This is a genomic window from Mycobacterium sp. (genome assembly GCF_044342925.1).
Lineage (GTDB): Bacteria > Actinomycetota > Actinomycetes > Mycobacteriales > Mycobacteriaceae > Mycobacterium.
The window spans coordinates 1-22,366 of sequence record NZ_JBIIOV010000037.1 but is presented as its reverse complement, the minus strand read 5'-3'; the positions used below and the strand labels follow the sequence as shown (position 1 = coordinate 22,366).

At 69.5% G+C, this 22,366-nt stretch carries 23 protein-coding genes and 1 tRNA gene; 20 read left to right on the top strand and 4 right to left on the bottom strand.

All coding sequences use genetic code 11. From position 1 onward, the window contains the following. The first annotated feature begins 139 nt into the window (after nucleotides 1-139). The 12 genes from ADBZ6I_RS06130 (at nucleotide 140) to xerD (ending at nucleotide 11,876) form a co-directional block, all read left to right on the top strand. Nucleotides 140-595 (top strand): DUF4190 domain-containing protein, encoded by a 456-nt coding sequence (locus tag ADBZ6I_RS06130; protein ID WP_526381909.1) that lies wholly within the window; start codon nucleotides 140-142, stop codon nucleotides 593-595. A 17-nt stretch (nucleotides 596-612) separates the two neighbouring features. Beyond that, complete coding sequence (locus ADBZ6I_RS06125; protein WP_526381907.1) at nucleotides 613-1,443, top strand: tetratricopeptide repeat protein; 831 nt, start codon at nucleotides 613-615, stop codon at nucleotides 1,441-1,443. A gap of 1 nt (nucleotide 1,444) precedes the next feature. Then, on the top strand, nucleotides 1,445-2,470 hold the full coding sequence (locus ADBZ6I_RS06120) for an HAD-IIA family hydrolase (protein ID WP_526381905.1): 1,026 nt from the start codon (nucleotides 1,445-1,447) through the stop codon (nucleotides 2,468-2,470). Next, entirely contained in the window at nucleotides 2,467-2,658 is a 192-nt protein-coding gene (locus ADBZ6I_RS06115; protein ID WP_526381903.1) for a hypothetical protein, read from the top strand. The genes ADBZ6I_RS06120 and ADBZ6I_RS06115 overlap by 4 nt, the downstream gene beginning before the upstream one ends. Nucleotides 2,659-2,664: 6 nt before the next feature. Beyond that, a complete protein-coding gene (locus tag ADBZ6I_RS06110; protein ID WP_526381901.1) occupies nucleotides 2,665-3,471 on the top strand; it encodes a TlyA family RNA methyltransferase in 807 nt (268 codons plus the stop codon). Next, nucleotides 3,468-4,382, top strand: coding sequence for an NAD kinase (locus ADBZ6I_RS06105; RefSeq protein ID WP_526381899.1), 915 nt, complete (start codon nucleotides 3,468-3,470; stop codon nucleotides 4,380-4,382). The genes ADBZ6I_RS06110 and ADBZ6I_RS06105 overlap by 4 nt, the downstream gene beginning before the upstream one ends. After that, a complete protein-coding gene (gene recN, locus ADBZ6I_RS06100; protein WP_526381897.1) occupies nucleotides 4,382-6,151 on the top strand; it encodes a DNA repair protein RecN in 1,770 nt (589 codons plus the stop codon). Before ADBZ6I_RS06105 ends, recN begins: the two co-directional genes overlap by 1 nt. A 99-nt stretch (nucleotides 6,152-6,250) precedes the next feature. Next, on the top strand, nucleotides 6,251-7,423 hold the full coding sequence (gene steA, locus ADBZ6I_RS06095) for a putative cytokinetic ring protein SteA (protein ID WP_313674368.1): 1,173 nt from the start codon (nucleotides 6,251-6,253) through the stop codon (nucleotides 7,421-7,423). 1 nt (nucleotide 7,424) lies between these two features. Further along, entirely contained in the window at nucleotides 7,425-8,360 is a 936-nt protein-coding gene (locus ADBZ6I_RS06090) for a copper transporter (protein WP_526381894.1), read from the top strand. A gap of 165 nt (nucleotides 8,361-8,525) precedes the next feature. Beyond that, on the top strand, nucleotides 8,526-10,280 hold the full coding sequence (gene pyrG, locus ADBZ6I_RS06085) for a CTP synthase (RefSeq protein WP_526381915.1): 1,755 nt from the start codon (nucleotides 8,526-8,528) through the stop codon (nucleotides 10,278-10,280). After that, on the top strand, nucleotides 10,273-10,899 hold the full coding sequence (locus ADBZ6I_RS06080; protein WP_526381892.1) for an NUDIX domain-containing protein: 627 nt from the start codon (nucleotides 10,273-10,275) through the stop codon (nucleotides 10,897-10,899). Before pyrG ends, ADBZ6I_RS06080 begins: the two co-directional genes overlap by 8 nt. After that, nucleotides 10,896-11,876: a site-specific tyrosine recombinase XerD gene (gene xerD, locus ADBZ6I_RS06075; RefSeq protein ID WP_526381890.1), complete on the top strand. Its 981-nt coding sequence runs from the start codon at nucleotides 10,896-10,898 to the stop codon at nucleotides 11,874-11,876. Before ADBZ6I_RS06080 ends, xerD begins: the two co-directional genes overlap by 4 nt. Before the next feature lie 14 nt (nucleotides 11,877-11,890). On the opposite strand, the gene ADBZ6I_RS06070 is transcribed toward xerD, so the two are convergent. Both ADBZ6I_RS06070 and ADBZ6I_RS06065 read right to left on the bottom strand, forming a co-directional pair. After that, nucleotides 11,891-12,310 carry a hypothetical protein gene (locus ADBZ6I_RS06070; protein WP_526381888.1) on the bottom strand — a complete coding sequence of 140 codons (420 nt, stop codon included), beginning with the start codon at nucleotides 12,308-12,310 and terminating at the stop codon, nucleotides 11,891-11,893. A 48-nt stretch (nucleotides 12,311-12,358) separates the two neighbouring features. Then, nucleotides 12,359-13,099, bottom strand: a complete 741-nt coding sequence (locus ADBZ6I_RS06065; protein WP_526381886.1) for an O-methyltransferase — start codon at nucleotides 13,097-13,099, stop codon at nucleotides 12,359-12,361. 78 nt (nucleotides 13,100-13,177) lie between these two features. Here ADBZ6I_RS06065 and ADBZ6I_RS06060 point away from each other — a divergent pair, with 78 nt between their 5' ends. The 6 genes from ADBZ6I_RS06060 to der are packed head-to-tail and all read left to right on the top strand — an operon-like array spanning nucleotide 13,178 to nucleotide 18,675. Then, nucleotides 13,178-14,113, top strand: coding sequence for a ParA family protein (locus tag ADBZ6I_RS06060; protein WP_526381884.1), 936 nt, complete (start codon nucleotides 13,178-13,180; stop codon nucleotides 14,111-14,113). After that, nucleotides 14,110-14,946: a segregation/condensation protein A gene (locus ADBZ6I_RS06055; RefSeq protein WP_526381882.1), complete on the top strand. Its 837-nt coding sequence runs from the start codon at nucleotides 14,110-14,112 to the stop codon at nucleotides 14,944-14,946. The genes ADBZ6I_RS06060 and ADBZ6I_RS06055 overlap by 4 nt, the downstream gene beginning before the upstream one ends. A gap of 2 nt (nucleotides 14,947-14,948) precedes the next feature. After that, complete coding sequence (gene scpB, locus ADBZ6I_RS06050; RefSeq protein WP_526381913.1) at nucleotides 14,949-15,773, top strand: SMC-Scp complex subunit ScpB; 825 nt, start codon at nucleotides 14,949-14,951, stop codon at nucleotides 15,771-15,773. Further along, entirely contained in the window at nucleotides 15,766-16,509 is a 744-nt protein-coding gene (locus ADBZ6I_RS06045; RefSeq protein ID WP_526381880.1) for a pseudouridine synthase, read from the top strand. The genes scpB and ADBZ6I_RS06045 overlap by 8 nt, the downstream gene beginning before the upstream one ends. Before the next feature lie 52 nt (nucleotides 16,510-16,561). After that, nucleotides 16,562-17,242 carry a (d)CMP kinase gene (gene cmk, locus ADBZ6I_RS06040; protein ID WP_526381878.1) on the top strand — a complete coding sequence of 227 codons (681 nt, stop codon included), beginning with the start codon at nucleotides 16,562-16,564 and terminating at the stop codon, nucleotides 17,240-17,242. Then, entirely contained in the window at nucleotides 17,239-18,675 is a 1,437-nt protein-coding gene (der, locus tag ADBZ6I_RS06035) for a ribosome biogenesis GTPase Der (protein ID WP_526381876.1), read from the top strand. The genes cmk and der overlap by 4 nt, the downstream gene beginning before the upstream one ends. Before the next feature lie 14 nt (nucleotides 18,676-18,689). Here the strand turns inward: der and ADBZ6I_RS06030 are convergent, their stop codons facing one another. Continuing rightward, nucleotides 18,690-20,039 carry an HNH endonuclease signature motif containing protein gene (locus tag ADBZ6I_RS06030; RefSeq protein ID WP_526381874.1) on the bottom strand — a complete coding sequence of 450 codons (1,350 nt, stop codon included), beginning with the start codon at nucleotides 20,037-20,039 and terminating at the stop codon, nucleotides 18,690-18,692. Between the two features lie 157 nt (nucleotides 20,040-20,196). On the opposite strand from ADBZ6I_RS06030, the gene ADBZ6I_RS06025 reads away from it, so the two are divergent. Then, nucleotides 20,197-20,964, top strand: a complete 768-nt coding sequence (locus ADBZ6I_RS06025) for a sulfite exporter TauE/SafE family protein (RefSeq protein ID WP_526381911.1) — start codon at nucleotides 20,197-20,199, stop codon at nucleotides 20,962-20,964. Between the two features lie 49 nt (nucleotides 20,965-21,013). After that, nucleotides 21,014-21,090: transfer RNA gene (locus ADBZ6I_RS06020), tRNA-Pro, on the top strand. A gap of 126 nt (nucleotides 21,091-21,216) precedes the next feature. Here ADBZ6I_RS06020 and ADBZ6I_RS06015 read toward each other — a convergent pair. Beyond that, a partial coding sequence (locus ADBZ6I_RS06015) for an exo-beta-N-acetylmuramidase NamZ domain-containing protein (RefSeq protein ID WP_526381872.1) occupies nucleotides 21,217-22,366 on the bottom strand: 1,150 nt, incomplete at its 5' end.

Sequence of the window (22,366 nt, the reverse complement as noted above, 5' to 3'; positions counted from 1 at the left end):
CAGGGTGGAAAAGTAGGACACCGCCGAACACACATTAAACCTGAGCCCCCCGAGAAATCGGGGGGCTCAGGCATTTGTATATGCAGTGTGTATTTCATTCGTTTGTCTTCCGGGCGAACTGCTGTCAGAATCGGCGAATATGAGTACGCCGTCGGGTGATCAACCGCCCTTTGACCCCAATGAGCCTCTGTACGGCAATCCGCCGGCTTACGGGCCGCCCGGCTATTCCCAGGGCTACCCGCCTCCGCCGCCCGGTCCCTACGGCCAGCCCTACCCGCCGCCGGGAATGCCCGGCTACCCACCGATGCCGCCCGGCCCCTATCCGTTCGCGCCGCCGCCGCATCCGCAATCCATGACCGCACTCGTCCTGGGTATCTTCGGCCTGCTCTGCTGCGCGCTGGCGTCGCCGTTCGCCATCTGGCTGGGCCAGAAGTCGATGCGGGAGATCGATGCCTCCGGCGGCCAGCTCGGCGGCCGCGGTCAGGCGCAAGCGGGCTTCATCCTCGGCATCGTCGGTGCCGTGATCTGGGCGATCGCGGTGGTGTTCTACTTCGCCATGGCCGGCATCATGGTCAACTCCCGCCCGGGCGTCTGAGCCGTATTCTCACTTCGATGGGCGACGACAACAATCGCGAGGCGGGCGGCCGGCCGCTGCGCCGTCCCGCCGAACCGGGCCGTGGTGGTCCCGGTCGCGACAAGACCTCGGCTCCGCGCCGATCCGGACCCGGGCGTGCTCGCGCTGTCCAGCCCCGTCGGGACTCCGACCAAGACTCCGCCGCCCGCCAGGGGCCGCCGATCCCGGCGTCAGTCGAGGCCAAGCAGTTGGCTCCTGAAGTTCGGTCCGAATTGACGACCCTGGACAAGTCGACCGCGGACACGGTGGCCCGCCACCTGGTGGCAGCGGGCGAACTGCTGGACGAGGACCCGCAGGCCGCGCTGGCGCATGCGCAGGCCGCGCGTAACCGGTCCGGTCGCATTGCCGCGATTCGCGAGGCTGTCGGTATCGCCGCCTACTACTGCGGCGACTGGGCGCAGGCGCTGTCGGAGTTCCGGGCCGCCCGGCGGATGGGGTCGAAGTCGCAGTTGCTTCCGCTGATCGCCGACTGCGAGCGCGGCGTCGGCCGCCCCGAACGCGCCATCGAACTGGCCCGCAGTCCGGAGGCGACTCAACTGACCGGGGACGACGCCGACGAGATGCGGATCGTCGCCGCCGGCGCCCGCGCCGACCTCGGCCACCTCGACCAGGCGATGGCGGTGCTGTCGTCTCCGCCGCTGGACCCCAGCCGCACCGGTGACACCGCGGCCCGGTTGTTCTACGCCTACGCCGAAACACTTCTGGCGCTTGGCCGCACCGACGACGCGTTGCAGTGGTTCGTGCACTCCGCGGCCGCCGACATCGACGGTGTCACCGACGCCGAAGACCGGATCGCCGAGTTGGCCTGACATGACATCTCCTGGTGCACAGTACGATTGCCTGCTTCTGGACCTCGACGGCACTCTCTTCCGGGGCCATGCGCCCACGCCGGGGGCGGTGCAGACCCTCGCCGAGGTCAGCGGCCGGGCGCTCTACGTCACCAACAACGCCACCCGATCGGCCGACGAGGTCAGCGGCCATCTCGTCGAACTCGGCTTCACCGCAACCGCTGCCGATGTGGTGACCAGCGCTCAGAGCGCGGCCGCGCTGCTGAGCCGGCAGATTCCGTCGGGCTCGAAGGTGCTCGTGGTCGGAACAGAAGCGCTGGCAGGCGAAGTCACCGCCGTCGGCCTGCAGCCGGTGCGGTTGTTCGCCGATGATCCGGTGGCGGTGGTTCAGGGTCTGTCGATGACCATCGGCTGGCCCGACCTGGCCGAGGCGGCGCTGGCGATCCGCTCCGGTGCGCTGTGGGTGGCGTCCAACGTCGACGCCACCCTGCCCACCGAGCGAGGCCTGTTGCCGGGCAACGGATCTCTGGTCGCGGCGTTGCGCACCGCCACCGGCCGGGAGCCGCTCGTCGCCGGCAAGCCCGCGCCCGGCATCATGCACGACGCGCTGGCCCGCGGCGAGTTCGGCGCACCGCTGGTGGTCGGCGATCGCATGGACACCGATATCGCCGGCGCCAACGCGGCCGGTCTGCCCAGTTTGATGGTTCTCACGGGCGTCAACAACGCCCGCGACGCCGTTCACGCCACGGCCGCCGAGCGCCCCACCTATCTGGGGGCCGACCTGCGCGCGCTGCTCCAGGAGGCCCCGACCCTGCTGGTCGACGCGCACCCGGCCTGGAAGACCGAACTCGGGGCCGACGCGATCACCGTCACCGCCACCGGCCAGGACCCCGGTGCCGACGATCTATCCGTCGTGCGCGCCACCGCACGCGCGATGTGGGACGCCCAGGACGGCGGCCGGCACCCGCACGTGCATGCCGGTGACGACGTCGCCCGCGCCGCACTGCACCGCTGGGACCTGCTCGACGACGGCCATGGGCTAGCGTGAACGCCGATATGAACGCCGACCCACCAGCGATCCGCGCCCAGGTGGACGCCGTACTGGCCGACCTGCCCGCCGTCGACCCGGAGGCGGCCGGGGAGATCGACTTCGCCGACGTCGACGCCGTGGGCCGCCGGCTGGAGGAAGCGCATCAGATTCTGGTCAACGCACTGGAATCGGTGGAGAAGGGCTGAGCTGCGATGACGCGGCGCGCCCGGGTCGACGCAGAGCTGGTCCGCCGGGGGCTGGCGCGGTCGCGTCAGCAGGCCGCTGAACTGATCGACGCCGGCCGGGTCACCATCGATGGGATGCGGGCCGCCAAGCCGGCCACCGCCGTCGCCGTCACGGCCAGGATCGCCGTCGAAGGCCCCGAGGAACGCAGCTGGGTGTCCCGCGGCGCCCACAAGCTCATCGGCGCGCTGGACGCGTTCGGAATGCAGGTCCACGGCCGTGCTCTGGACGCCGGCGCCTCGACCGGCGGCTTCACCGAGGTGCTCCTGGACCGCGGTGTGTCCGAGGTGGTCGCCGTCGACGTCGGATACGGCCAGCTGGCCTGGTCGCTGCGATCCGACCCCCGGGTGCGGGTGATCGAGCGGACCAACGTCCGCGACCTGACCCCGGATGCCATCGGCGGACCGGTCGACGTCGTCGTCGCCGACCTGTCGTTCATCTCGTTGTCCACAGTGCTGCCCGCACTGACCGCATGCGCCGGCCCGCACGCCGATATCGTTCCGATGGTGAAGCCGCAATTCGAAGTGGGCCGCAGCCAGGTCGGCACCGGGGGTGTGGTCACCGACCCAGGGTTGCGGGCCGGTGCGGTGCTCGCCGTGGCACGGCGAGCCGGCGAACTCGGCTGGCACACCGTCGCCGTGACGGCCAGCCCGCTGCCCGGCCCGTCGGGCAACGTCGAATACTTCCTGCGGTTGCGCGCCCAGACCGACGACGCGCTGTCCGGTGCGGCTCTCGAGGCGCAGGTGCAGCGGGCCGTCGCGGAGGGCCCGCAGTGAGCCGGAAACCGGCGACCGGCCGGACCATTCTGCTGGTGGTGCACCCGGGCCGGGACGAAGCCAACGAGACGGCCCGACGAGTCGGTAAGACATTGGGGGACAACGGCATCGCTTTGCGAGTGCTCACGCAGGAGGCGCTCGACGCGGACGATCTGCGGGCCACCGGCGCCGACGTCGACGCGGTACGGGCCGACGAGTGTGCTGCCGACGGCTGCGAACTGGTGCTGGTGCTCGGCGGCGACGGCACCTTCCTGCGGGCCGCCGAACTGGCCCGCAATGCCGAAATCCCGGTTCTCGGAGTCAATCTGGGCCGGATCGGTTTCCTGGCCGAGGCCGAAGCCGAGGCCATCGACGTCATCCTCGAGCACGTCGTCGCCCGCGACTACCGGATCGAGCAGCGGATGACCCTCGACGTCGTCGTCACCAAGGACGGTGCGGAGCTGTCCCGCGGCTGGGCGCTCAACGAGGCGAGCCTGGAGAAAGGCGCCCACCAGGGGGTGCTGGGCGTCGTGGTCGCCGTCGACGGCCGTCCGGTGTCGGCGTTCGGGTGCGACGGCGTGCTCGTCTCCAGTCCGACCGGTTCCACCGCCTACGCGTTCTCCGCCGGCGGCCCGGTGGTCTGGCCGGATCTGGAAGCCATCATCGTGGTGCCCAACAACGCGCACGCCCTGTTCGCCCGGCCGATGGTCACCAATCCCAACGCGGTGATCACCGTCGACATCGACCCGGACAACCCCGACGCCCTGGTGCTGTGCGACGGCCGGCGCGAGGCGCCGGTGCCCGCCGGTGGACGACTGCAGGTCACCAAGTGCCGAACCCCGCTGAAGTGGGTGCGGTTGGACAGCGCGCCGTTCACCGACCGGCTGGTGCGCAAATTCCGGCTGCCCGTCACCAGTTGGCGGGAGCAGTAATGCTCTCGGAGATCCGGATCGAGTCGCTCGGCGCGATCAGCGCTGCCACCGCCGAGTTCGACCGCGGCCTGACGGTGCTGACCGGCGAGACGGGAGCCGGAAAGACCATGGTGGTCACCGGACTTCATCTGCTCGGCGGCGCGCGCGCCGACGCCACCCGGGTTCGCTCGGGTGCCGGACGGGCGGTCGTCGAGGGCCGGTTCAGCACCGAGGACCTCGACGCGGGCGTCGGCGCGCAGATCGACGAGATTCTGGAATCGTCCGGTGCCGACCGCGACGACGACGGCAGCATCATCGCCCTGAGGTCGGTCAGCCGCGACGGGCCGTCCCGGGCCTACCTCGGCGGGCGCAGCGTGCCGGCCAAGACGCTGACCGGATTCACCAACGGACTGCTGGCTCTGCACGGCCAGAACGACCAGCTCCGGCTGATGCGGCCCGACGAGCAGCGCGGCGCGCTGGACCGGTTCGCCGGTGCGGCAGCCGCTCTTGAGCGGTACCGCAAACTGCGCGACGAGTGGCTGGTGGCCCGCCGTGATCTGGTGGACCGGACCAACCGCGCCCGCGAGATGGCCCAGGAGGCCGACCGGCTGAAGTTCGCCCTCGCCGAGATCGACGCCGCCGACCCCGCACCCGGTGAGGACACCGCGCTGGTCGCCGACATCCGCCGGCTCTCCGAACTCGACTCGGTGCGGGAGGCCGCGGCCGCCGCCCGCGGCGCGCTGTCGGGCGCCGACGCCGACACCACCGCCCTGGACAACCATTCGGCCTCCGAGGCCATCGGTCGCGCCGCTTCGGCCCTGGAGGGCACCGGCGACACCGCGCTGACCGGGCTGGCCCGTCAACTCACCGAGGTGCTCAGCGTCGTCGGCGACGTCTCCCACGAACTCGGGCTGTTCCTGGCCGACCTGCCCACCGACGCCAGCGCCTTGGAGACCAAGCTCGCCCGCCAGGCCGAACTGCGCAGCCTCACCCGCAAGTACGCCGCCGACGTCGACGGGGTGCTGGCCTGGGCGGCCGAGGGTCGCCGCCGGCTGGCGCAGCTCGACGTGTCCGAGGAGGCGCTGGCCGGGTTGTCCGGCCGGGTCGACCGACTGGCCGCGCAGGTCGCTGCCGCGGCGGCCGAGTTGTCGGAGCTGCGGATCTCGGCGGCCTCAGGTCTGGCGAGCGCGGTGACGGCCGAACTGGCCGGCCTGGCGATGGCCGACGCCGACTTCACCGTCCGGGTGGGCACCCTGCCCGCCCGTGACGACGACTCCGCGCCGCTGCGGTTGCCGTCGGGGGAACTGGTGCACGCCGGCTCCGAGGGTGTCGACGCCGTGGAGTTCGGCTTCACCGCGCATCGGGGCTCCCCGGGCAGCACCGACGTGCTGCCGTTGCACAAGAGCGCCTCCGGTGGCGAGCTGTCGCGGGTGATGCTGGCCCTGGAAGTCGTGCTGGCCGCCTCCGCCGAGGGCACCACCATGGTGTTCGACGAAGTCGACGCCGGCGTCGGCGGCCGGGCCGCGGTGCAGATCGGCCGGCGCCTGGCCCGGCTGGCCCGCAGCCACCAGGTCATCGTGGTCACCCACCTGCCGCAGGTGGCCGCCTACGCCGACACCCACCTCGTCGTGCACAGCAGCGGCGCGGACAGCGAGGTGCGTCGCCTCGACGACGAGCAACGGGTCGCTGAACTGGCCCGCATGCTGGCCGGGTTGGGCGAGTCCGACACCGGCCGCGCGCACGCGCGCGAACTGCTCGCAGCCGCGCACTCCGATCCCGAGGAGGCCTGAGTCAACGCTGTTACTGATGTGACAGAAAGTGACTTCTGGGGCTGTTGTTACGGCGCGCCTCCGCGGAGCCAGCACACGGCGCCGACAGAATCGGTGCTCATGAAGCTCCTTTCCCGTTCCTCCACCCGACCTGGCGTCACCGGGACCGCCCGGGTCGACCGCGACACTGACCGGCTGCTGCGTCGGGTCGGCGCCGGCGACATCGTCGTGCTGGATATCCTCGACCTCGACCGGGCGACCGCCGACGCCCTCGTCGACGCCGGTGTCGTCGGGGTGGTGAACGCCTCGCCGTCGATCTCGGGCCGCTACCCGAATCTCGGGCCCGAGGTGCTGGTGGCCAACAACATCACCCTCATCGACAACGTGGGCCCGGAGGTCTTCAAGAAGATCAAGGACGGGGCCAAGGTCCGCCTTCACGACGGCGGGGTCTACCACGGCGACCGCCGTCTGGCACACGGTGTGGAGCGCACCGACGAAGAGATCGCCGACCTGATGCACGATGCCAAGACCGGGCTGGTCGCCCACGTGGAGGCGTTCGCGGGCAACACCATCGAATTCATCCGCAGCGAGAGCCCGCTGCTCATCGACGGCATCGGTGTGCCTGAGATCGACGTCGACGTCTACCGCCGCCATGTCGTGGTGGTCACCGACGGGCCCGGGTCGGCCGAGGACCTCAAGGCCCTCAAGCCGTTCATCAAGGAGTATCAGCCGGTACTGGTCGGTGTCGGCGCCGGCGCCGACATCCTGCGTTCGTGCGGCTACCGCCCGCAGCTCATCGTCGGCAACCCCGACCAGATCAGCGCCGAGTCGCTGCGCTCCGGTGCGCAGATCGTGCTGCCCGCCGACGCCGACGGTCACGCCTCCGGACTGGAGCGCATCCAGGACCTCGGCATCGGCGCCATGACCTTCCCGGCCGCCGGATCGGCGACCGATCTGGCGCTGCTGCTCGTCGATCATCACGGCGCTTCGCTGATCGTCACCGCCGGTCACTCGGCGACCATCGAGGAGTTCTTCGACCGCTCCCGCGCACAGAGCAACCCCTCGACCTTCCTCACCCGCCTGAAGGTGGGCAAGAAGCTCGTCGACGCGAAAGCCGTGGCGACGCTGTACCGCAGCCACATCTCGGGCGGCGCGATCGCGTTGCTGGTCCTAGCCGTGCTGCTGGCGGTCATCGCCGCCCTGTGGGTGTCGCGTTCGGACACCGTGGTGATCGACTGGCTGACCAACTACTGGCAGCGATTCGCCCTGTGGGTGCAGGGCCTGGTGACCTGAGTTGAGGTCGGCTCGGCGCCGGGTCTTCTGGCTGGCGGCAGTCGTTCTGGCGCTGGTCGCCGGTGTCGTCCTGGGGTCCGGGGTGTTCTCCGGGCCGATGGTGTCTGGTTTACGCGGCTCCAACGGCAGTCTGCAGCAGCGGATCGACACGCTGGAGGCCCAGAACACGTCGCTGGGCGAAAAGCTCGCCGCTGCAGCCCGATTCGACGAGCAGATGTCGGGCCGCATCGTCCGCGACGCGCTGGTCGGCAAGTCGGTGGTGGTGTTCCGCACTCCCGATTCCGATGACGCCGACGTCGGTGCGATGGCTCGGCTCGTCGGTCAGGCCGGCGGCACAATCACCGGCACGATCGGGCTCACCGGTGAATTCGTCGAGGCCAACGCGGCGGAGAAACTGCGGTCGGTGGTCAACTCGCCGATCGTTCCGGCCGGCGCGCAGTTGAACACCGGTCTGACCGATCCCGCCGCGCAGGCCGGGGACCTGCTCGGTATCGCGCTGCTGATCAATCGTGACCCCAAGATCGCCCCGGTCGACGCCGCCGCCCGCGACACCGTCCTGGCCACGCTGCGTGACACCGGGTTCCTCAGCTACGTCGACACCCCGGGCGCGGCCGACACCGCCGTCGTGGTCACCGGCGGCGGGTTGCCCGACGACGCCGGGAACCAGGGTCTGTCGGTGGCCCGGTTCGCCGCCGCGCTGGCCCCGCACGGTTCCGGGGTGGTGCTGGCCGGTCGCGACGGATCCGCCGCCGGAGTTGCCGCGGTGGCGGTCGCCCGCGGCGACGCCGCGCTGTCCGGCGCGCTGACCACCGTCGACGACGTCGGCGCCGAGTCCGGGCGAATCACCAGCGTGCTGGCCCTGCAGAGCATGATCGCCGGTGGCCCGCCGGGCCGGTACGGGATCGGCGCGGGATCGGCCTCGGTGACCGTCCAGTAATTCCTCGCGAGCGCCCGTCGCCACGGTGTGTCAGCGCCGCGGTGTCGGTGTCGGTGTTAGGGTGAGTTTCCGTGGGTCGGCAGGCCCCAACCAGACCTTTCAGTGTCGTCCGGCCTGGTACTACAAAGTCCTGCGCCGTCGTCACGGAGGCCGCTTTTGCCCGCATTGCGCAAGCACAACCAGGCCGCGACGAAGCACCTCTTCGTCACCGGGGGCGTGGTCTCCTCACTGGGTAAAGGCCTGACGGCCAGCAGTCTGGGTCAGTTGCTCATCTCCCGCGGTCTGCAGGTCACCATGCAGAAGCTGGACCCGTACCTCAACGTCGACCCGGGAACGATGAACCCGTTCCAGCACGGCGAGGTGTTCGTCACCGAGGACGGCGCCGAGACCGACCTCGACGTCGGCCACTACGAGCGCTTTCTGGACCGCGACCTGTCCGGTTCGGCGAACGTCACCACCGGGCAGGTGTACTCCACCGTCATCGCCAAGGAGCGCCGCGGCGAGTACCTGGGTGACACGGTGCAGGTGATCCCGCACATCACCGACGAGATCAAGAACCGCATTCTGGCGATGGCCGAACCCGATGCGGCCGGGCGGCGGCCCGACGTCGTCATCACCGAGATCGGCGGCACCGTCGGCGACATCGAATCGCAGCCGTTCCTGGAGGCGGCCCGTCAGGTGCGCCACCAGGTGGGCCGGGAGAACTGCTTCTTCCTGCACGTCTCGCTGGTGCCGTACCTGGCGCCGTCGGGGGAGCTGAAGACCAAGCCGACTCAGCACTCGGTGGCGGCTTTGCGCAGCATCGGCATCACCCCGGATGCGTTGATCCTGCGCTGCGACCGCGATGTGCCCGAGCCGCTGAAGGACAAGATCGCGCTGATGTGCGACGTCGACATCGACGGCGTGATCTCCACCCCCGACGCGCGGTCCATCTACGACATCCCCAAGGTGCTGCACCGCGAGGAACTCGACGCCTATGTGGTGCGCCGGTTGAATCTGCCCTTCCGCGACGTGGACTGGACCACCTGGGACGATCTGCTTCGCCGGGTGCACGACCCGCAGGAGACCGTGCGAATCGCCCTGGTGGGCAAGTACATCGACCTCTCCGACGCCTACCTGTCGGTGGCCGAGGCGCTGCGCGCCGGCGGGTTCGCGCACCGGGCCAAGGTGGAGATGCGCTGGGTGGCCTCCGATGACTGCGAGACCGACGCCGGCGCCGCCGCCGCCCTGGGCGACGTGCACGGCGTGCTGATCCCCGGCGGCTTCGGCATCCGCGGTATCGAGGGCAAGCTCGGGGCCATCCGCTACGCCCGCCACCGCGGTCTGCCGCTGCTGGGTCTGTGTCTGGGCCTGCAGTGCATCGTCATCGACGCGGCCCGGTCGGTGGGCCTGACCGAGGCCAACTCCGCCGAATTCGACCCCGCCACGCCCGACCCGGTGATCTCGACGATGGCCGATCAGCGTGACGCTGTCTCAGGCCAGGCGGATCTCGGCGGCACCATGCGCCTCGGCGCCTACCCGGCCGTCCTGGAGCCGGGATCCATTGTGGCCCAGGCGTATCAGTCGACCACCGTCTCCGAGCGGCACCGTCATCGGTACGAGGTGAACAACTCCTACCGCGACCGCATCGCCGAGAGTGGTTTGCGGTTCTCCGGCACCTCGCCGGACGGGCACCTGGTGGAGTTCGTGGAATATCCCGCGGACGTTCACCCGTTCCTGGTGGGTACCCAGGCGCACCCGGAACTCAAGAGCCGGCCGACCCGGCCGCACCCGCTGTTCGTCGCGTTCATCGGGGCGGCGATCGACTACAAGGCCGCCGAACGGCTGCCGGTGGAGATTCCCGAGCACCGCGCCAACGGCAGGGAGCACGCGCAAGGCCTCGATGCCGTGCCGTCGCTGCCGGACCACGCCCGTGGCTGATCGGCACGACTTCGACACCGTCGCAAGCCACACCGTCTTCGAGGGCGCCATCATCGCGCTGCGCACCGACCAGGTGCTGATGCCCGGCTCAGTGACGGCGACCCGGGAAGTGGTGGAGCACTACGGCGCGGTCGCGATCGCCGCGGTCGACGACGACGAACAGCTGGCGATGATCCACCAGTACCGGCACGCGGTGGGCAGGCGGCTCTGGGAGCTGCCGGCCGGCCTGCTCGACGAGCCGGGTGAGGACCCAGCGGCGGCGGCGGCGCGGGAACTGTGGGAGGAGACCGGGCTGCAGGCCCGCGACTGGCGGGTGCTGGTCGACGTGGCATCCTCGCCGGGGTTCTGCGACGAGGCGGTCCGGGTGTTCCTGGCCCGCGGCCTGAACGACGTCGGACGCCCGGAGGCCGATCATGAGGAGGCCGACCTGACGGTGCACTGGGTCGGGCTGCGCGAGGCCGTCGATCAGGTGATGGCCGGTGAGATCGTCAACTCCACCGCGGCGGCCGGGGTGCTGGCCGCCTACGCGGCCATCGTCGATGGGCGGCCGACCCGGCCGCTGGAGGCGCCGTGGCAGGACCGGCCGTCGGCCTTCGCCGCGCGCAAGCGGCGCGCATGACGACATTCGCGGTCGCGTTGGAGGGCCAGGTCCAGGGCTACCTCGACCACCTCACCATCGAGCGCGGGGTGGCCACCAACACGATCAGCTCCTACCGGCGGGATCTGCGCCGCTACGTCGAGCATTTGACTCAGCGCGGCACCGTCGATCTGCGCGACGTCACCGAAGCCGACGTCAGCGACTTCCTGGTGGCTTTGCGCAAGGGCGATCCGGACAGCGGCGTCGCCGCGCTGGCCGCGGTCTCGGCGGCCCGGGCGCTGATCGCCGTCCGCGGTCTGCACCGGTTCGCTGCCGCCGAGGGCATTCTCGATCTCGACGTCGCCCGGGCGGTCAAGCCGCCCACGCCCAGCCGCCGGCTGCCCAAGAGCCTGTCGCTCGACGAGGTGCTGGCGTTGCTGGACGGCGCCGGGGGAGACGCGCCGACCGACGGTCCGCTGACGCTGCGCAACCGGGCGCTGCTGGAGCTGCTGTACTCCACCGGCGCGCGCATCTCCGAGGCCGTCGGCCTCGACGTCGACGACATCGACACCCAGGCCCGTTCGGTGCTGCTGCGCGGCAAGGGCGGCAAGCAGCGGCTGGTGCCGGTCGGCCGGCCGGCGATCGCCGCGCTGGACGCCTACCTGGTGCGCGGCCGGCCCGACCTGGCCCGGCGCGGCCGCGGTATGCCGGGACTATCCCCGGGTCGCTCCGCTCCTGCCCAAGGGGCCATCTTCCTCAACGCCCGCGGCGGCCGGCTCTCCCGGCAGAGCGCCTGGCAGGTGCTGCAGGACTCCGCCGAGCGGGCCGGCATCAGCGCGGCGGTATCCCCGCACACGCTGCGGCACTCGTTCGCCACCCATCTGCTCGACGGCGGCGCCGACGTGCGGGTGGTGCAGGAACTGCTCGGGCACGCCTCGGTGACGACGACCCAGATTTACACCCTGGTGACCGTCACCGCGCTGCGCGAGGTGTGGGCCGGGGCGCATCCGCGGGCCTGATCGGTGCGGCTGGCTTATGCCCCCCGGGTTGGGCTGGCGACAGTGCCGCCACCCTTGTTCCGCAGGACGACCAGCAACCCGGTCACCGCGGACACCAGCCCCGTCAGGGCGACCACCAGCGACGCGATCGCCGGGATCCACCCCCCCAAGGGTGCCGCTGTTGGACCGGGCTCTGTGGTCTCCACCGGCCGCCCAAGCGGGGGAGGTGCCGCTGTCGGACCGGGCTCTGTGGTCTCCACCGGCCGCCCAAGCGGGGGAGTGCTTGTCGTCATCGTCGGGGTGGTCTGCGGCGCAGATTGGGGGGAGCGCGATCCGCCGCCGATGAGCACCGCGAAGACCATCACTGCCAGAGCGATCAACCCCAGCCCGATCACGATCAACCGGCGGCCGCGCCGCGTCTTGACGGATCGGCTTTCGGCATCGCCCGGGTGCATGGTTCAAGCATCACCCGGCATGTCGTCGAAAACAGGCGTTTCGGGCGTTCAGCCGCGGTAGGTCGACTCCAGGACGAGGTCGGGAATCTTGGTGTATTCGGCGTGCGTCTTGTGCTCGACGGTGTCCCAGGACGGGTTGTCGCGCATATAGGACCGGTACTTGGGTGATCCGGGCACCAGCACGTTGTCGGCGACGACGACGCTGCCGGGATGCAGCCAGCCGCGCCCGACGATGCTGAGCAGATCCGGCAGATAGACGTCTTTGTTGTGGTCGATGAACAGAAAGTCCAGCGCGCCGGCGGTGAACCCGTGTCCGGCCAGCGCGTCCAGCGTGGCACCGCCGTCGCCGATGGTGCCCACCACGCACGTCACCCGGTCGGCGATGCCGGCGTGCGCCCAGATCCGCCGGGCGTTCTCGGCGTTGGCCGGGCTCATCTCCACCGAGAACACCCGGGATTGCGGTGCGGCCCGCGCGATCCGCAGGGTGCTGTAGCCGCAGTAGGTGCCCAGTTCCAGGGCCAGCGCAGGATTCGCGCGGCGGACCGCGGCGTCCAGGAGCAGGCCTTTCTCGTCGCCGACGTTCATCAAAAACGATTCCTGGCGGGCGAAGCGGTCGATCGTGGCGATGGCGTCGTCGACGTCGCCGGGGCGGGCGTTGTCCAGGACATACTGGGCGGCGGCGGCTTCCCGGCCGTCGCCGACCTGGCCTTTGCGGATGACGTTGGGCAACCCGATGGCCATCCGCACGAACGACCAGCGCAGGAAGGAGAAGCGGTCGGTGATGGGCATGTGTCCACAGTATTGGTTGCGCGGCCGCCGCCCTGCCTCTGCGCTTAACGGGCATGCGCCCGCGGTGGGCGGGCGCCCATGGATAGACTTTGCGGCGATGTTCGCCACGCCGCCGGTTCGCCTGATCCGGGGGGCCGGTCGAGGAGTGAAGGCGTGACCGACGAGCAAGACGACGCGCCGATCGGTCTGACCGGCCGCCCGCCCCGCGCCATTCCCACGCCGCAGCCGCTGACCAGCCATGGTCCGGCAGTGGTGGTCTCGATGTGCAACCAGAAGGGTGGCGTCGGCAAGACCACCTCGACGATCAACCTCGGTGCCGCGCTTGCCGACTACGGCCGCAAAGTGTTGCTGGTCGACCTCGACCCGCAGGGCGCGCTGTCGGCCGGCCTCGGTGTGCCGCACTACGAGCTGGCCCACACCGTGCACAACCTGATGATCGAGCCGCGGGTCCCGGTCGACGAGGTCCTCATCCACACCCGCGTGCCCAACCTGGATTTGATCCCCAGCAACATCGACCTGTCCGCCGCCGAGATCCAGCTGGTCAACGAGGTGGGCCGGGAGCAGACTTTGGGCCGGGCGCTGCGGCCCGTGCTCGACGACTACGACTACGTGCTGATCGACTGCCAGCCGTCGCTGGGCCTGCTGACGGTGAACGCGCTGGCCTGTTCGGACGGCGTGATCATCCCCACCGAGTGCGAGTTCTTCTCGCTGCGCGGGCTGGCCTTGCTCACCGACACCGTCGACAAGGTCCGCGACCGGCTGAACCCGAAGCTGAACATCAGCGGCATCCTGGTCACCCGGTTCGACACCCGCACCGTCAACGCCCGCGAGGTGATGGCCCGGGTGCTGGAACGCTTCGACGACCTGGTGTTCGACACCGTAATCACCCGCACCGTCCGATTCCCGGAGACCAGTGTCGCTGGGGAGCCGATCACCACGTGGGCACCGAAATCGACTGGCGCGCTGGCGTATCGCGCGCTTGCCCGCGAGGTCATCGACCGCTTCGGCAAGTGACCACCGAAGCGCCGGCGCCGCACGAAGGCGCCCAGAAGAGCCCGGACAAGGGATTCCGGGTTCACCTGCACAACTTCGAGGGCCCGTTCGACCTGCTGCTGCAGCTGATCTTCGCCAAGCGCCTCGACGTCACCGAGGTGGCGCTGCACGACGTCACCGACGAGTTCATCGCCTACACCCGCCAGATCGGCCGCGAGCTGGAACTCGACGAGACCACCACCTTCCTGGTGATCGCCGCGACTCTGCTCGACCTCAAGGCCGCACGGCTGTTGCCGGCCGGCGAGGTCGACGACGCCGAGGACCTGGCCCTGCTGGAGGTCCGCGACCTGCTGTTCGCCCGGTTGCTGCAATACCGGGCGTTCAAGCACGTCGCGGAGATGTTCGCGGAGCTGGAAGCCGCCGCGTTGCGCAGCTACCCGCGGGCGGTGTCCCTGGAGGACCGGTTCGCCGATCTGTTGCCCGAGGTGATGATCGGCGTCGACCCGCAGGCCTTCGCCGAGATCGCGGCGTCGGCGTTCACCCCGCGTCCGGTGCCCACGGTGGGCACCGACCATCTGCACGCCTCCCGGGTGTCGGTGCCCGAGCAGGCCGAGCGGTTGCTGGCCATGCTCGAGCGGCGCGGCATGGGGCACTGGGCGTCGTTCTCCGATCTGGTGCAGGATTGCTCTGAGCCCATCCAGATCGTCGGGCGCTTCCTGGCGCTGCTCGAGTTGTACCGGGCCAGGGCGGTAGCATTCGAGCAATCCGAACCGCTTGGTGTGCTGCAGGTTTCATGGACCGGAAACCGGATGGTCAACGAAGATCTGGTGAGAGCCGAGTGGGAAGAACAGTGACGCTGGAAGCAAACTCCGACGATTCGGAGACTGTCGTCTCCTGCGACGATTCGGAGACCGTCGTCTCCTGCGACGATTCGGAGACTGTCGTCTCCTATGTCGATTCGGAGACCGTCGTCTCCTGCGACGATTCGGAGACCGTCGTCTCCTGCGACGATTCGGAGACCGTCGTCTCCTATGTCGACGACGTCGACGACGACGAGCTGACCCGGATTCTGGAAGCGCTGGTGCTCGTGGTCGACACCCCAGTGAGCGCCGAGACGCTCGGCGCGGCGACCGAGCAGCCGGTGCACCGGGTCACCGAGCTGCTGCAGCGGATCGCCGACGATCTGACGGCCCGCGACAGCGGTGTCGACCTGCGGGAGGCCGGCGGCGGCTGGCGGATGTACACCCGCGCCCGCTACGCCCCCTACGTCGAGCGGTTGCTGATGGACGGTGCGCGCTCCAAGCTGACCCGTGCGGCGTTGGAGACCCTGGCGGTGGTGGCCTACCGTCAGCCGGTGACCAGAGCCAGGGTGAGCGCCGTGCGCGGTGTCAATGTCGATGCGGTGATCCGCACGCTGGTGGCGCGCGGGTTGATCACCGAGGCGGGCGCCGACCCGGACAGCGGGGCCACCACGTTCTCCACCACGGAGTTGTTCCTGGAGCGGCTGGGGTTGTCGTCGCTGACCGACCTGCCCGACATCGCCCCGCTGCTGCCCGACGTCGACGTGATCGACGATCTGAGCGAGACCCTGGACAGCGAGCCACGGTTCGCCAAGCTGGCCGGTGGGTCACGGGCCGATCAGCCGGTGGCCTTCGACGTGGATACCGACGCCGATGCCTGATCCTGAGGGTGTGCGCCTGCAGAAAGTGTTGTCCCAGGCCGGAATTGCCTCCCGGCGGGTGGCCGAGCGGATGATCACCGACGGCCGCGTCGAGGTGGACGGCCGTCTCGTCACCGAACTCGGTACCCGGGTGGACCCGGAGACCGCCGATATCCGGGTGGACGGCAGCCGGATCGTGCTCGACGACTCGATGGTCTACCTGGCGATCAACAAGCCGCTCGGCATGCAGTCGACGATGTCGGACGATCTGGGTAGGCCCTGTGTCGGTGACCTGGTGGAGCACCGGGTGCGCGGGAACAAGAAGCTGTTCCACGTCGGCCGGCTGGACGCCGACACCGAAGGCCTGCTGCTACTCACCAACGACGGCGAACTGGCACACCGGCTGATGCACCCGTCCTTCGAGGTGCCCAAGACCTACCTGGCCACCGTCGCGGGAACGATGCCACGGGGCGTGGGCAAGACGCTGCGCGCCGGCATCGAACTGGACGACGGCCCGGTGGCCCTGGACGATTTCGCCGTGGTGGACGCGGTGCCGGGCAAGACGTTGCTGCGCGTGACGCTGCACGAGGGACGCAAGCGGATCGTGCGCAGACTGCTTGCCGCCGTGGGCTTTCCGGTGCAGGCCCTGGTCCGCACCGACATCGGGTCGGTGACGCTGGGTGATCAGCGGCCCGGCAGCATCCGGGTGCTGACCCGCAAAGAGGTCGGCGAACTCTACAAGGCGGTGGGCTTGTGACTCCCCCCGAACGACGAGGCCGGGCTGTTTTCCCGGGCGAGGAGTCGCGGCAATGAGCAGAGCAGTGATTGCCATCGACGGTCCGGCTGGAACCGGAAAATCCACGGTGTCACGAGGATTGGCCCGGGCGCTCGGTGCGCGCTACGTGGATACCGGGGCCATGTACCGGATTGTCACGCTGGCGATGCTGCGAGCCGGGGTCGACCTCGACGACCCGGACGCCATCGCCGCGGCCGCCGAGGTGCCGATGTCGGTGGGATTCGATCCGCAGGTGGAGCAGACCTATCTCGACGGCGAGGACGTGTCGGCGCAGATTCGCGGTGACGAGGTCACCCGCGCGGTGTCCGCAGTCGCCGCGGTGCCGGCGGTGCGCACGCACCTGGTGCGGCTGCAGCGTGAGCTTGCCGAGGGCAACGACACCGTGGTGCTGGAGGGCCGGGACATCGGCACGGTGGTGCTGCCCGACGCGGACGTGAAGATCTTCCTCACCGCCTCGGCGGAAACCAGGGCCAAGCGCCGCAACGACCAGAACGCCGGCGCCGGGCTGCCCGACGCCTACGAGACCGTGCTGGCCGACGTCCGCCGTCGCGATCATTTGGACTCCACCCGTGCGGTGTCGCCGCTGCGGCCGGCCGACGACGCGGTGATCGTCGACACCAGCGAGATGACGCAAGACCAGGTGATCGCCCATGTGCGCGACCTGGTCGAGACACGGACGGCGGTCAGGCAGTGACTGAGGACGGCACCTGGAGCGATGGCACCTGGAGCGACGGCACCTGGAGCGACGAAGCCGACTGGGAACTCGGCGACGAGCCGCTCGATGACGACTCTGGCGAGGCGGCCGGCCCGCCGCCGGTGCTGGCGATCGTCGGTCGACCGAATGTCGGGAAATCCACCCTGGTGAACCGCATCCTGGGCCGCCGCGAGGCCGTCGTGCAGGACCTGCCGGGTGTCACCCGCGACCGGGTTTCCTATGACGCGCTGTGGAACGGCCGCCGCTTCGTCGTGCAGGACACCGGTGGGTGGGAGCCGGACGCCAAGGGTCTGCAGCAGTTGGTGGCCGACCAGGCGGCAGTGGCCATGCAGACCGCCGACGCCGTCGTGCTGGTGGTGGACTCCGTCGTCGGCGCCACCTCCGGTGACGAGGCGGCCGCACGGATTCTACGGCGCTCGGGCAAGCCGGTGTTCCTGGCCGCCAACAAGGTCGACAACGAGAAGGGCGAGTCCGACGCCGCCGCGCTGTGGTCGCTGGGCATGGGGGAGCCGCACCCGATCAGCGCCATCCACGGCCGTGGCGTGGCCGATCTGCTCGACGAGGTGGTCGCCGCGCTGCCGACGGTGTCGGAGTCCGCGCCGGCCAGCGGCGGCCCGCGCCGGGTGGCGCTGGTGGGCAAGCCCAACGTCGGCAAGAGCTCGCTGATGAACCGGCTCACCGGCAGCGAGCGCTCGGTGGTGCACGACGTCGCCGGCACCACGGTCGATCCGGTGGACTCTTTGATCGAACTCGACGGCCGCATCTGGCGTTTCGTCGATACCGCCGGTCTGCGCCGCAAGGTCGGGCAGGCCAGTGGGCACGAGTTCTATGCCTCGGTACGCACGCATAGCGCCATCGACGCCGCCGAGGTGGTGGTCGTGCTCGTCGACGCCTCCGACCCGCTGACCGAACAAGATCAGCGGATCCTGACCATGGTCATCGAGGCCGGGCGGGCGCTGGTGCTGGCGTTCAACAAGTGGGATCTGGTCGACGAGGACCGCCGGTTCCTGCTGGACCGGGAGATCGACCTGCAGCTGGCGCAGCTGGCGTGGGCGCCGCGGGTGAACATTTCGGCCAAGACCGGCCGGGCGGTGCAGAAGCTGGTGCCCGCCATGGAGACCGCCCTGGAATCCTGGGACAAGCGGATCTCCACCGGCCAGCTCAACACCTGGCTCAAGGAGATCGTCGCCGCGACCCCGCCGCCGGTGCGGGGCGGCAAGCAGCCGCGAATCCTGTTCGCCACCCAGGCGACCGCACGCCCGCCGACATTCGTGCTGTTCACCACCGGGTTCTTGGAAGCCGGATACCGGCGGTTCCTGGAGCGCCGGCTGCGGGAGACCTTCGGGTTTGACGGTTCGCCGATCCGGATCAACGTGCGGGTGCGCGAGAAGCGCAAGCTCAAGGGCCGCTAGACCTTTCGCGCTGTTCACCGGTCATCCCAGAGCAGTAGCCGTTCGGGATGATGGAAGCTGTTGGTCCCACCGCGCAGCGGTAGTTGCGGGGGAGGCAGCCATTCGGTCCTACCGTCCTTGCGTTTTCGGGTTCGCCACCCACCGGGTTTGATCAGACGGTGGTGCGGGCCGCAGGCGAACGTCAGCCGGTCGACATTGGTCAGGCCGCCGTCGCTCCATTCGTCGACATGGTGCGCTTCGCACAGGTAACCGGGCACATCGCAGCCGGGTGCAGTGCACCCGCGGTCCTTTCCGTGAAGGACGATTCTCTGGTCGCCCGTCGCGATCCGCTTGGTCCTGCCCAGATACAGCGGTCGGCTGCTGTCGGAATCGAAGATCGCCAGGTAATGGTAGGCATGGCCGGCCATGCGGATCAGGTCCGAGATGGGAAGCATTGCGCCACTTGCCGTCACCGCATGGCCTGCGCCGGCCTGCAGCTGATCGAGGGTGGCTGTGGCGATGATGGTGACCGGCAATCCGTTGTGCTGGCCTAATTTCGGATCGCCGAGCCGGCCGCGCACAAGAGCGCTGAGGGCATCGTGGTTGCGCTGTGAGTAGCCACGCGAGTCCCGGTCGATGCCGTCCTGGGTGGGTTCGCCGGTGACGGTGGGACTTTGGTCGTCCGGATTGCACATTCCCGGTGCGGCGAATTTGGCGAACCAGGAATCCAATTCGGCCCGCAGTTGCGACGTCGCGACCAGCCGTCCGACGCTCATCCCGTCCGGGCGCTGCCGCCCACACCAGGTGAATCCGCGACGACGCGCGCGATCGTCGTCGGTGAACGTGCCGTCCGGATTCAACGTGACCGCCAGCTTGTCGGCAACTTTCTCCAACTGGTCGGGGCGCAGTTCTTCGGCCTTCTCCGCCAGGAACGCCTCGGCCTTCCGCGCCTCGTCGGGCGCTACATGGTCCGGCAGCTCCTTGATGAATTTCTGGATGGCCCGCAGGTGATCCCGATCGAGCCGGCCCGCATGCCAGGCCTTGGCGGTGCCTGGGAGCTCAGGTGGTAACTGCTCGCCGGTCAGGGTGGTGCGCGGACTCAATTGTGCAGCGTCGCGGACGCGGCGCCGGCCTTCGGCGATGCTGACTCGAAGAACGTCGGCGATGACCTTGTGCAGGAGTGGCCGCAGTTGTCCGTCATCGGTGCGGTCAAGCGAGGAAACGATGTCATGGGAGGTGGCGGTGTGGCGGCGGCTGACTGATTCCACTCGGTCGAGCACCTGCAGCCGCTCAGACGCCGGGAGTGCATCCCAGTCCAGCGCCCCCACAGCCTCGGCCGCGGCGTCGAGCGCGGCGAGGGCGTCAGTGACGCGAATCGAAAGCATGTTCGAATACTAACGGAGGCGGCGGACAAACCGCTCGGTCCGGGCGAGCTACCCACAAGTCAAAGATCCATCCACAGAACGACATTCGGTGGCTTGACAGTCGTCGTCTCCGTGTGGGCGGCGCACGGATTAGGGTTTTCGGGTGTCTGTTGCCCAGATGATCGTCATCGTTCTGGCCGGTGTCGGGGCCGGGGCGATTAATTCGTTGGTGGGCTCGGGCACGCTGATCACCTTTCCCACCCTGGTCGCTCTGGGCTTCCCACCCGTGACGGCGACGATGTCCAATGCGATCGGTCTGGTGGCCGGCGGCGTGTCGGGCACCTGGGCGTATCGCGCCGAGCTGGCGGGGCAGTGGCGGCGGTTGCGGTGGCAGATCCCGGCGTCGGTGCTCGGGGCCTGCATCGGGGCGTTCCTGCTGCTGCACCTGCCCGAGAAGGTGTTCACCCAGATCGTGCCGGTGCTGCTGGTGCTGGCTCTGATGCTGGTGGTGGTCGGCCCGCGAATCCAGGCCTATGCCCGGCGGCGCGCTGAGGCGGTCGGGCGGTCGGCCGATGCGGTGTCGTCGGGGCGGATGGCGGCGCTGGTGTTCGGCACCTTCGCCGTCGGCATCTACGGCGGCTACTTCACCGCCGCCCAGGGCATCCTGCTGATCGGGGTGATGGGAGCGCTGCTGCCCGAGGACATGCAGCGGATGAACGCGGCCAAGAACCTGCTGTCGCTGCTGGTCAATGTTGTCGCCGCGATCAGCTACACGCTGGTGGCGTTCGACCGGATCAGCTGGCCCGCCGCCGGGCTGATCGCCGTGGGCTCGCTGATCGGCGGATGGCTGGGGGCGCACTACGGTCGACGGCTGTCGCCCACCGCATTGCGCGTGGTGATCGTGGTGGTCGGCCTGATCGGGCTGTACCGGCTGCTGAAGGTGTGAGGGGTCTGCGGTAGCATTTCGACCGCTGCCCGTGTCGCACGGGCGGCGGCGGGCTGTGGCGCAGCTTGGTAGCGCACTTGACTGGGGGTCAAGTGGTCGCAGGTTCAAATCCTGTCAGCCCGACCAGGTCAGAGGGTGTTGCAGGGCGAGTTGATCGCTCTGGGTCCGGACCAGCGCGGGCCGCGCTAACCGCGCGATAGTTGCCCGACGGTGCAGAACAGAAACGGCCTGACCTACACACGATGTAACGGTTCAGCTGTACAACAGGTACCCCGCCCGGCTTGCGCGGAACTGGGCGGCAGCCCGGTCCCAATCTGCCAGCAGCGGCGCGAGTCGATCGGCGTCTATCGCCAGGCGCACCCGATCTGATCCGGTAAGCGCGTCGATCGACGGCCCCCAGGCGAAGCCCCCCGGATGCTGTTCGCGGATCGTGTCAATGAGCAGCAGCGCCGTGCGGACCGGTCGGTATGCCTGCCGATCGGTGACGTTTAACCGGATGGCCGGGATGCTTTGTCCGGGAAATTTGGCGGCGGTGTCGGCGACCGAGACGGTGACGGCCTGGAAGGCGATGCCCGGCAGGCCCATCGCGTTCATCGTCGCGACCACCGCCGCTGCATCCAGCCACGGCGCCCCAATCTGCTCGAAGGGCCGGTCGGTGCCGCGGCCCTCCGAGAGATTGGTGCCCTCGAAGTAGACCGTGCCGGGGTAGCTCGTCACGGCCGCCAGCGATCGGAGGTTGGGTGACGGGTTCACCCAGGGCAGACCCGTTTGGTCGAACCACTGCCCGCGGCGCCACCCCTGCGCCGGAACGACGGTCAGGTCCGCACCGATACCCTGCTGCCGGTTGAACAGCGTGGCCAGCTCGCCGACCGTCATGCCGTGCCGCGCGGGGATGGGGTACATGCCGATGAACGACGCGAAGGCAGGGTCCAGCAGGGCGCCTTCCACGATGTCGCCGCCGATCGGATTCGGCCGGTCCAGAACGACGAACGGGATGCCCTTGCGCGCCGCGGCCTGCATCGACAGCGCCATGGTCGACACGTAGGTCCAGGTGCGTCCGCCGACCTCCTGAAGGTCATAGACCAGGACGTCCACGTCCTTCAGCATCTCGGGGGTCGGGCTGTGCCCTTGCGCCGCATAGAGGGAGTAGACCGGCAGGCCGGTCTTCGCGTCGACACCATCACCGACCGTGACACCCGCCTCGGCGGTGCCGCGGATACCGTGTTCCGGCGCCAACAGGGCCACCAGTGTCAGGTCGTCGTTCTGGGCGATCAGATCGATGTCCGACGTGCCTGACCGGTCGACGCCGGTGTTGTTGGTGATGAGGCCGACCCGTTTGCCGCGCAAGGCAGCCGGCACGTCATCGAGGAAGACCTCGATGCCCGGACGCACGCCTGCCGCG

Coding starts and splice junctions, on each gene's coding strand:
- xerD (WP_526381890.1), top strand. CDS start 10,896: ATGACGACATTCGCGGTCGCGTTGGAGGGCCAGGTCCAGGGCTACCTC.
- ADBZ6I_RS06065 (WP_526381886.1), bottom strand. CDS start 13,099: ATGCCCATCACCGACCGCTTCTCCTTCCTGCGCTGGTCGTTCGTGCGG.
- steA (WP_313674368.1), top strand. CDS start 6,251: ATGAAGCTCCTTTCCCGTTCCTCCACCCGACCTGGCGTCACCGGGACC.
- ADBZ6I_RS06125 (WP_526381907.1), top strand. CDS start 613: ATGGGCGACGACAACAATCGCGAGGCGGGCGGCCGGCCGCTGCGCCGT.
- ADBZ6I_RS06030 (WP_526381874.1), bottom strand. CDS start 20,039: ATGCTTTCGATTCGCGTCACTGACGCCCTCGCCGCGCTCGACGCCGCG.
- recN (WP_526381897.1), top strand. CDS start 4,382: ATGCTCTCGGAGATCCGGATCGAGTCGCTCGGCGCGATCAGCGCTGCC.
- ADBZ6I_RS06120 (WP_526381905.1), top strand. CDS start 1,445: ATGACATCTCCTGGTGCACAGTACGATTGCCTGCTTCTGGACCTCGAC.
- ADBZ6I_RS06110 (WP_526381901.1), top strand. CDS start 2,665: ATGACGCGGCGCGCCCGGGTCGACGCAGAGCTGGTCCGCCGGGGGCTG.
- ADBZ6I_RS06025 (WP_526381911.1), top strand. CDS start 20,197: ATGATCGTCATCGTTCTGGCCGGTGTCGGGGCCGGGGCGATTAATTCG.
- cmk (WP_526381878.1), top strand. CDS start 16,562: ATGAGCAGAGCAGTGATTGCCATCGACGGTCCGGCTGGAACCGGAAAA.
- ADBZ6I_RS06045 (WP_526381880.1), top strand. CDS start 15,766: ATGCCTGATCCTGAGGGTGTGCGCCTGCAGAAAGTGTTGTCCCAGGCC.
- ADBZ6I_RS06130 (WP_526381909.1), top strand. CDS start 140: ATGAGTACGCCGTCGGGTGATCAACCGCCCTTTGACCCCAATGAGCCT.
- ADBZ6I_RS06070 (WP_526381888.1), bottom strand. CDS start 12,310: ATGCACCCGGGCGATGCCGAAAGCCGATCCGTCAAGACGCGGCGCGGC.
- ADBZ6I_RS06060 (WP_526381884.1), top strand. CDS start 13,178: ATGGATAGACTTTGCGGCGATGTTCGCCACGCCGCCGGTTCGCCTGAT.